This is a genomic window from Microcoleus sp. Pol7_B2, from assembly GCF_036701035.1.
Classification (GTDB): domain Bacteria; phylum Cyanobacteriota; class Cyanobacteriia; order Cyanobacteriales; family Microcoleaceae; genus Microcoleus.
Genome location: NZ_JAUBQB010000127.1, coordinates 1 through 10,025, shown reverse-complemented (window position 1 = coordinate 10,025; position 10,025 = coordinate 1). Strand labels below are relative to the sequence as shown.

At 48.3% G+C, this 10,025-nt stretch carries 5 protein-coding genes and 1 pseudogene; 4 read left to right on the top strand and 2 right to left on the bottom strand.

What is annotated here, in order from left to right:
• Window positions 1–70 precede the first annotated feature (70 nt).
• Window positions 71–605 (top strand): annotated as a pseudogene (locus QUA57_RS27190) (hypothetical protein); the annotation flags it as partial.
• 252 nt (window positions 606–857) lie between these two features.
• On the opposite strand, the gene arsM reads toward QUA57_RS27190, so the two are convergent.
• On the bottom strand, window positions 858–1,826 hold the full coding sequence (gene arsM, locus QUA57_RS27185) for an arsenosugar biosynthesis arsenite methyltransferase ArsM (protein ID WP_333064858.1): 969 nt from the start codon (window positions 1,824–1,826) through the stop codon (window positions 858–860).
• Window positions 1,827–1,911: 85 nt separating this feature from the next.
• The gene (locus tag QUA57_RS27180; RefSeq protein ID WP_333064856.1) at window positions 1,912–3,540 is read right to left on the bottom strand and encodes a hypothetical protein; all 1,629 of its coding nucleotides are present in this window, start codon (window positions 3,538–3,540) and stop codon (window positions 1,912–1,914) included.
• Window positions 3,541–4,183: 643 nt separating this feature from the next.
• On the opposite strand from QUA57_RS27180, the gene psaA reads away from it, so the two are divergent.
• The 3 genes from psaA (at window position 4,184) to QUA57_RS27165 (ending at window position 9,826) form a co-directional block, all read left to right on the top strand.
• Window positions 4,184–6,478, top strand: coding sequence for a photosystem I core protein PsaA (gene psaA, locus QUA57_RS27175; RefSeq protein WP_333064855.1), 2,295 nt, complete (start codon window positions 4,184–4,186; stop codon window positions 6,476–6,478).
• A 110-nt stretch (window positions 6,479–6,588) separates the two neighbouring features.
• A complete protein-coding gene (gene psaB, locus QUA57_RS27170) occupies window positions 6,589–8,817 on the top strand; it encodes a photosystem I core protein PsaB (protein ID WP_333064854.1) in 2,229 nt (742 codons plus the stop codon).
• Between the two features lie 253 nt (window positions 8,818–9,070).
• A complete protein-coding gene (locus QUA57_RS27165) occupies window positions 9,071–9,826 on the top strand; it encodes a class I SAM-dependent methyltransferase (RefSeq protein WP_333064852.1) in 756 nt (251 codons plus the stop codon).
• Window positions 9,827–10,025: the final 199 nt, after the last annotated feature.

The following is a 10,025-nucleotide window of genomic DNA, read 5'->3' as shown; positions in this document are numbered from 1 at the left end:
TCGAGCGAATAAGCTTTCATTTTTTCTGCTGATGTACTGAATGTAGTGTACCACATTTACATGGAATTTGCTGTATTGTATAGGAGATGGGCATCCCGGAATTTGGAACCTCTTTCAAGACATAGGAGGCCCTGAACAAAGACAAGAAATTTTAGATTGGTATCATCTGAAAGAAAATCTCTATAAAGCGGGGGGTTCACTGAAACGATTAAAGCAAGCAGAATTTCTGTTGTGGTCAGATCAAGTCAATGAAGTTATCAATTTATTTAAAGAGTTGAAAATAAAAGGATTTAAAACCTTTTGCAATTATTTAGAGTTCCATCGCAACCGAATAGTTAACTACCGATACTATAGCAAAACCATTTGATTTGTAAACAATCGATTCAATGATCACAAGCGTTTCAAGTAGTTCTACATTGATGACTCAAATAGACTTGCTATATAAAGAAGAATCTTTAAGTTCTACCGGTTCTGGAACAGTGGAATCAACGATTAAACGAATTGGACTGAGGGTGAAACTATCGGGAGCGCAGTGGAATATCGAGAGTGTTTCATCTATCCTTTCTCTGCGCTGTGCTTATCTCAACGGTCAACTTTCAATTTGATGTATTTGCCAAAGTGAGATGCACCCGGTAGAACAGGATGAGATTTAGAATTTCACGCTCTTGATGTCCTTCGCAACAAATATTTTTCATGATCACCCAGAAGATCTCCTTATTTAACACATCGAAAATACTCATACAATAACTACTCTGATAATTTTTATGAGTTACAGTCCCGAGATAACTATCAGTAGAAAGAGTTGAAAGAGGCAGCTATCTCTGCGGTGAATGCTACCTCCCTATTCCGAAATAAATCTAACAGCAACCGCCGCCGTGATAATGCCACGTCGAATCAGTAATTAACACTTTATCGGGCATCAATCCCCCCAACTTCCCAGCAGTTTTATCGCACACCGCCGCCGGAACTCCCCGCTGCAAAACGTGACCTGCCCCGTCATCAAAGAGATCTTCAGACCCCGTATAAATCGCCGTCTTGCCAGTAAAAATGCAAGCTCCGTCATCCGGTACCTCCACTTTAAAAGACACCGAATCCAGGCTTTCTAACAGCAAATCCGCATCCAATTGATAATTGTGTTTGTCCAGCAATCGGTAAGGACGGCGCGCCCGCACTTCGACTTGCCCAAAACCAACGTCTACAAGGTGTTGAACGTATTCTGCGTATGTCAAAGCGCCGGACAAACACAGGGCACGCAAGCGTTGGTCTTCCTTCAAATGCTGCGGAATGGGGCGAGTTGCGATCGGATCGCTCATCAACAATCTGCCACCCGGTTTTAACACCCGATAAGTCTCTTTTAATGCTTTAGCTAAATCGGCTGGTTCAAAGATATTAAACAAGCAGTTTTGAGCGACAACATCTACAGAAGCATCCGGCACTGGCAACGCAAAAGCATCGCCTTCACAAATTTCTACAAAACTCGGATCAAACCAATCATTTTCGTGGGCGGCTATTTGCAAGTTTCGTGCAGCTGCATCTCGCATTGCTGGAACCGGATCGACGGCAATAACCGCTCCTTTATGTCTAGAAAAATATGCAAATTGTAGTGCTTCCAATCCGCCGCCGACGCCTACATAAAGCACGAAGGGATTGCCGACAAGTTCGGCGGCGTGAACGGTTGTGCCGCAGCCGTAATTCATTTCTTGCATTTGTTCGGGAATTTTTAATCCTGGCAATTGCAAGGGACTGCTTTGGACGCAGCAAAGTCCGATTTGGGGTGTTTCGGCAACATCACTGTAGAATTTGGCTGCTGTTTCGAGGTAGGTCATTTTTTAGTGTCCTAATTTTTTATTTTTGACCGCCGATGTAGGCAGATTTACGCGGATCAACGCAGATGAATGCAGAAAGTTTTCGTTAGGTGGCAAATTCGACTTTTTGTTCGGATTTGGGCTGATTTTCGGGTTCGGAAACGGTTGTTTCGCGAGGGGCTAATTCGCTGTTTGGCTGGCTAGGAGTCTCAGCGGCAACAGGTGGCGTTGGCGGTACAAGATTGGGAGACGGTTCTGGTATCGCGGGAGCGACTACTTTTGGTACTGGAGCTTTTTGTGTTATTTCTGGCAGGGTTGGTGGCTCTGAAGGATTAGCAGGCTGCGGTTCTTGACGCAAGAAGTTGCGGAACCGATTGTAGTATCCTTTATATTCCTGTTTCTTTGGTTGGCTAGATGCTGTTGGTGTCGGTTCTATTACTTGAACTGGAGCAACAACTTTGGGGGTTTCTAACTGTGGAGTTGCTGTCGGCGTCGGTTGTATTACTTGAATTGGTTCTACAACTTTGGGGTTTTCTACCTGTGGAGTTGCTGTCGGTGTCGGTTGTATTACTTGAATTGGTTCTACAACTTTCGGCGCTTCGAGTTGGGGGGTTGCTGTCGGTGTTGGTTCTATTACTTGAATGGGAGCAACTTCGGGAGCGACTGTTGGCTCTAAGCTGGGTTCGCTAACAGGGGTTTCTGGAACCGCAGGTGAGGGTGGGACAACTGGTGTTTGTTCTAATGCAGGTGTCGGTGTCGGTTCCGGGGTTGGGGTTGGTGTCGGTTCGGGGGCTTGGTAGGTGTGATCGACTATAGCGCGAGTTTCGGATGTTGTTAGTTCGCCCCGCACTAATTTTGAAAGAGTGTCTTGACCGAGCGGTTGGTAATTTATCAGTCTGGCTGTATTATTAAAGGCGTTTTTGACGATATTTCCGCGTTCGTCAATTAATTCTAGCTGTACCCAGTTTTTCCCTGATTTGAATCCTTTAAGATATATAGGTTGCCACTGGTCGATCACAAAGCTTTCGCCGTTGACTGTGGCTCGAATTTTCCAATCGAGTATTTCATCTTGGGAATTTTCTTGCGCCACTTCGTGCGGCGGGGCATTTGTCAAGTAAAAGTCGAGCAGGATGGGTTCTGCGCCGTAGCTGCCTTGGGGGCTGTTGTACGTTAATAGGGGCAATGTTCGATCGGGATTATTGTCGTCTGTTTTGGTAAAAACGTGAAAGGTGGTTTGAGCAGCGGCACCTTCGTTTTTAAAGCTTTCTTCCCAAGGGCGAGCGGCGAACACCTGCAGGGTATGGGTTCCGGGTTCTAAGTCGGACAGCGTTAAAGGTTGGTTGATGTCGTAAACTGCTGCATAAGGTTGGTTGTCTAATAAAACTTGCAGATGGGGGCCCAAACCCAAGTTTGCATTTTTGAAAATGGGCAAGTCCTTCACTTGGAACTGAACAGACACATTTATATCCTGAAGCACTTCGTCAGGTTTTGGATTCAAGATACTAATTTGAGGCTGGTAGATTTCTAGAGCCTGACGCAGTTGTTGAATGGCTTCTGGGGGAGAAACCTCTGAGATTTTGTTTACTGGGGCGGTAGCTGAGCCGCTCTTGTTCCCTGGTTTGGGCAATTCGGGATGGCCCGCGCCACAACTTGCTAAACCCAAAATTAATACTGCTACTGCGAACAATGCCAGCAGCCTGCCTGCAACCGTTCTGTGCCAATTGATCCCAATCACGCAACCATACTCCTAGAAGCCTTCTCATAGGGAACTATAGCCCAAAAATGAATTTAGTATTAGGGAATTGCAGCTCATGAATTCCAAAGGCTCCTAGGAGGCAGGATTGAGGCAGCAGCGGGCAACCCATCCTTTCCGACTCTTAATTCCCGCAGGCTTTTTCCCAAACATATATCTACAAATGAGTATTCCTAAATTACTTTATCTTTGAGTTTTGTAAAGTTAATGGCAGTACCCCTTGACTTTTTCGAGGGACTGTGGGATTTAAAGGCGTTATTACATCAAGAATTGAGCCTTTTTTAAGTATTGTTAACAAGCGATTAATACTCCTCTAGCAAGCTTATAATTCATAAAACTCCCTCAAAAGGAGCAGCCGTATCAAGTCTGAATCAAGGATGCGATCGGCGGCTCATCTGGAGAGAAGAGTTGGCAGTACCCAGTCACATTGTTAGCGACACTGGGAAACTGGCTTCTTCACAGAAGCAAAATGCTTGGGGAGACGATGCACCTGCGTCTAACTCTGCAAAGAGTAAAGTGTAGTGCAGTGTCGGCTTTTTCGAGAATCCCCCGCCTCATCAAGCGCGGGGAGTGTCCGGTACAGTGTTCAGTTCTCGTTCCTTGTCTTACCGAGAGGAGAGTCTTCATGACCATTAGTCCTCCAGAGCGAGAGGTAAAAGCTAGGGTAGTAGTCGATAAGAATCCGGTTCCAACTTCTTTCGAGAAGTGGTCAAAACCAGGTCATTTCGATCGCACTCTAGCTAAGGGGCCAAAAACCACCACTTGGATTTGGAACCTCCACGCTAACGCTCACGACTTTGACAGTCATACAAGTGACTTAGAAGACGTTTCGCGCAAAATCTTTAGCGCTCACTTCGGCCACTTGGCAGTAATCTTCGTGTGGATCAGTGGCGCATATTTCCACGGCGCTAAATTTTCCAATTACGAAGCTTGGCTGACAAATCCTACAGCCATCAAGCCCAGCGCTCAAGTGGTCTGGCCGATTTTTGGTCAAGAAATTTTAAATGCAGATGTAGGCGGCGGCTTTCACGGGATTCAGATCACCTCTGGTCTATTCCAGTGGTGGCGCGCCAACGGCATCACTAACTCATACCAGCTATATTGCACTGCGATCGGCGCCCTGGTAATGGCAGCTTTGATGCTATTTGCCGGTTGGTTCCACTATCACGTCCGCGCTCCGAAACTGGAATGGTTCCAGAACGTGGAATCGATGATGAACCACCACTTGGCTGTGTTGTTGGGCTGCGGCTGCTTGGGCTACGCGGGACAGCAAATTCACGTGTCGCTGCCAATCAACGCTTGCATGGACGCGATCGATGCAGGTTCACCGCTGACAGTCGGCGGCAAGCTGATCAAAACAGTTGCCGACATCCCCCTGCCGCACGAGTGGATTTTGACACCGGGCTTGATGGCTGACATCTACCCGAGTTTCGCTAAAGGTTTAACCCCCTTCTTCACCCTCAACTGGGGCGCATACACAGACTTCCTGACCTTCAAAGGCGGTCTGAACCCCACCACAGGCGGTTTGTGGCTGACTGATACAACACACCACCACTTAGCTTTGGCAGTGCTGTTCATCGTCGCTGGTCATATGTACCGGACGAACTGGGGCATCGGCCACAGCATGAAAGAAATCCTAGAGAACCACAAAGGCCCCTTCACTGGTGAAGGTCACAAAGGTCTCTACGAAATCCTGACTAATTCTTGGCACGCGCAACTCTCGATTAACTTGGCACTGATGGGCTCTCTGAGCATCATTGTTGCCCACCACATGTATGCGATGCCTCCGTATCCGTACATCGCGACGGACTACCCGACTCAGCTATCCCTGTTCACCCACCACATGTGGATTGGCGGATTCCTGATTGTTGGAGCAGCCGCTCACGGAGCAATCTTCATGGTTCGGGATTACGAACCCGCTGGAAATGTCAACAACTTGTTGGATCGCGTGATCCGGCATAGAGATGCGATCATTTCCCACCTGAACTGGGTTTGTATATTCTTGGGCTTCCACAGCTTCGGTCTGTACGTTCACAACGACACGATGCGGGCTTTCGGTCGTCCTCAAGATTTGTTCTCGGATACCGGGATTCAGTTGCGTCCGATATTTGCCCAGTGGGTGCAAAACATCCACGCTTTGGCTCCGGGCACAACAGCGCCTAATGCTACGGAAATCGTTAGCCACGCTTTTGGCGGCGGTGCAGTAGTCGTCGCCGGCAAAGTAGCGATGATGCCGATCGAGTTGGGTACGGCGGATTTCATGATCCACCACATCCACGCTTTCACCATTCACGTTACAGTCCTGATTCTTTTGAAAGGCGTGTTGTTTGCACGCAGTTCTCGCTTGGTTCCTGACAAAGGCAACTTGGGCTTCCGGTTCCCTTGCGACGGCCCCGGCCGTGGCGGCACCTGCCAAGTTTCTGGTTGGGATCACGTGTTCCTAGGCTTGTTCTGGATGTACAACTGCATCTCGATCGTGATTTTCCACTTTAGCTGGAAAATGCAGTCGGACGTATGGGGAACAGTATCGCCAGACGGCACAATTTCTCACATTACCGGTGGCAACTTCGCACAAAGTGCGATCACGATTAACGGCTGGCTGCGGGACTTCCTTTGGGCGCAAGCTTCTCAGGTAATTCAGTCCTACGGTTCGGCACTGTCGGCATACGGTTTGATGTTCCTAGCTGGACACTTCGTCTTCGCCTTCAGCTTGATGTTCCTGTTCAGCGGCCGTGGCTACTGGCAAGAACTGATTGAGTCGATTGTTTGGGCTCACAACAAGCTCAAGGTAGCTCCGTCGATTCAGCCTCGTGCTCTGAGCATTATTCAGGGTCGGGCTGTGGGTGTAGCTCACTACCTCCTAGGAGGAATTGTCACTACGTGGGCATTTTTCCTAGCGCGAATCATTTCGGTAGGGTAAACTACCCCTAGGTTTTGGATTCTCGATTTGGGAGGAATCTCAAATCGAGAATCCAAACTCCGAACCGAATCCCTTCAATTTTGTTCAGGATTCAGGATTAATCAAGGCTTATGGCAACGAAATTTCCAAAATTTAGCCAAGACCTTGCCCAAGACCCGACCACACGGCGGATCTGGTACGGGATTGCCACAGCACACGACTTTGAAAGCCACGATGGCATGACCGAAGAAAATCTTTACCAAAAGATTTTTGCTTCTCACTTCGGCCACCTAGCAATCATTTTCTTGTGGACTTCGGGCAGCCTGTTCCACGTAGCATGGCAAGGTAACTTTGAACAGTGGATTAAAGACCCTCTAAACGTCCGCCCGATCGCTCACGCGATTTGGGACCCGCAATTCGGCGCTCCTGCTGTAGAAGCTTTCACTCAAGGGGGCGCTTCTAACCCGGTGGATATCTCTTACTCTGGTGTCTACCATTGGTGGTTCACCCAAGGGATTCGGACAAACGCCGACCTGTATCAAGGAGCTATCTTCTTGCTACTACTGGCGGCTGTCTTCCTGTTCGCAGGTTGGTTGCACCTCCAGCCCAAGTACCGCCCCAGCTTGTCTTGGTTCAAAAATGCTGAATCTCGCCTCAACCACCACTTGGCTGGTTTGTTCGGTGTCAGCTCTTTGGCTTGGACTGGTCACATGGTTCACGTTGCTATCCCCGAATCTCGCGGACAGCACGTAGGTTGGGACAACTTCTTGTCTACCCCGCCTCACCCGGCCGGTTTGGCTCCGTTCTTCACTGGTAACTGGGGCGTATACGCCGAGAATCCAGATGCAGCGAACCATGTCTTCGGTACTTCCGAAGGCGCTGGAACCGCAATTCTGACTTTCTTGGGTGGCTTCCACCCTCAAACAGAATCCCTGTGGCTGACAGACATCGCTCACCACCACTTGGCGATCGCAGTTCTGTTTATCGTTGCCGGTCATATGTACCGGACTAACTTCGGTATCGGTCACAGCATCAAAGAGATGTTGGATTCTAAGGCTGGTTTGGTCGGCGGCAAGAGTGAAGGGCAGTTCAACTTGCCTCACCAAGGCTTGTATGAAACCTACAACAACTCGCTGCACTTCCAACTGGCATTTCACCTCGCTGCTTTGGGCGTAATTACCTCCCTGGTAGCACAGCATATGTACGCGATGCCCCCCTACGCTTTTATAGGTAAGGACTTCACGACTCAGGCTGCGCTTTACACCCACCACCAGTACATTGCTGGATTCATCATGGTCGGCGCTTTCGCCCACGGAGCTATCTTCTTGGTGCGGGACTACGATCCTGAAGCAAACAAAGGCAACGTGCTCGATCGCGTGTTGCAGCACAAAGAAGCGATTATCTCTCACTTGAGCTGGGTGTCGCTGTTCTTGGGCTTCCACACTCTCGGCTTGTACGTTCACAATGACGTTGTAGTCGCTTTCGGAACTCCTGAAAAGCAAATCTTGATTGAACCAGTGTTCGCACAGTTCATCCAAGCTGCTCACGGAAAAGCTCTCTACGGCATGGACGTGCTGTTGTCTAACCCTGACAGCATTGCTTCTACCGCTTGGCCCAACTACGGCAACGTATGGCTCCCAGGCTGGTTGGATGCGATTAACAGCGGTACTAATTCTCTGTTCTTGGCAATCGGACCTGGCGATTTCTTGGTTCACCACGCGATCGCACTAGGCTTGCACACCACCACCTTGATCTTGGTCAAGGGCGCTCTGGATGCACGCGGTTCTAAGCTGATGCCGGACAAAAAAGACTTCGGTTATGCTTTCCCTTGCGACGGCCCCGGCCGTGGCGGTACTTGCGACATCTCTGCTTGGGACGCGATGTACCTGTCTGTATTCTGGATGTTGAACACCCTAGCTTGGGTAACGTTCTACTGGCACTGGAAGCACCTGGGCATCTGGCAAGGTAACGTGGCTCAGTTCAATGAGTCTTCTACCTACCTGATGGGCTGGTTCCGCGATTACCTCTGGCTGTATTCTTCTCAGTTGATCAACGGTTACAACCCGTATGGTACTAACAACTTGTCAGTCTGGGCTTGGATGTTCTTATTCGGACACCTTGTTTGGGCAACTGGTTTCATGTTCCTGATTTCTTGGAGAGGTTACTGGCAAGAGTTGATCGAGACTTTGGTTTGGGCTCACGAGCGCACTCCTTTGGCTAACTTGGTTCGCTGGAAAGACAAGCCTGTTGCTTTGTCGATCGTCCAAGGTCGTTTAGTTGGCTTAGTTCACTTTACTGTGGGCAACGTCCTCACTTACGCGGCCTTTGTAATTGCCTCGACAGCCGGGAAATTCGGGTAACTCTGAACTCTGGTTTCTAGGTAATTAAATGAAATCCCCTGCCTTCTGGCGGGGGATTTTTTTGTATAGCAGAAGGAAGTTCGGCAACGGATTGTGTAACGGATGGATGGAATAAGATCGATGGGTCGAAGCAAAATGCAGTTCGATTAATGTTCATCGGCGGGACAATGCGAAGTGGTTGGCTGAGTCTGTCAAGCCGGAATAAAAGTGCGATCGCAACTAAATTTGTGAGTTAGTCTGCTGGAACGAAGTCATGACACAGTGGTATAAGGAAGACCTCGCATATATTCATGATGTTGGGCATAGCGATTATGCTCTCAAATCTGCCCCTGGTATATTGAATATCTTGGCCCAAAACAAGCTACAAGAAGGTTTAGTCGTTGACTTGGGTTGTGGCAGCGGATTATCCGCACTAGAATTCACAAAGGCTGGTTATCGTGTTCTGGGAGTTGATATTTCTGAGTCTTTGATTGCCATGGCCCGAAACAGAGTGCCTGATGGCGAGTTTCGAGTTGAGTCGCTGTTTAAAACTGATATCCCACCGTGTAATGCTGTCACCTCGATCGGCGAATGTTTGAATTATCTGTTTGATGCAGACAACGATCGCCAAAACCTGGTGCAATTTTTCCGTCGCATTTATCACGCCTTAACCGAGGGCGGTGTTTTCATCTTTGACATTGCAGAACCCGGACAGATTGTAGCCGGAAACACAACCAAAGGATTCACGGAAGGAAAAGATTGGATTGTTCTGGTTGAGAAAGAAGAAAATCAAGAGAATGAAACCTTAATTCGCCGCATCATTACTCTTCGTAAAGTAGGGGAAACCTACAGGCGAGATGAGGAAATACACTGTTTGCGGTTGTACAAGGCAAAAGATATTGTTGAAGCACTCGATCGCGTAGGTTTTCAAGTTCAAATCCTACGTAGTTATGGTGAGTACAACTTGCCAAAATCTCATGCAGCATTCATTGCACGTAAACCCATTTTAGAGGGCAACTCGATCGCATAAGTGACTTGAGGGTCGATCAACCTTTTCACTCTACTACTCGGGCGATCGTCTTTTCTGCTGTGCTGGATTTAGTGTATCGCAGCATTGAGCAAGGACAAGGTGCGCTTGATGCGTCAAACTAGAGATATAGTCATTTCAAATAAATGTGAGACAGAGGTAAGATCATGATAAAATCGATAAAAATAGTTAATTAGAAAAA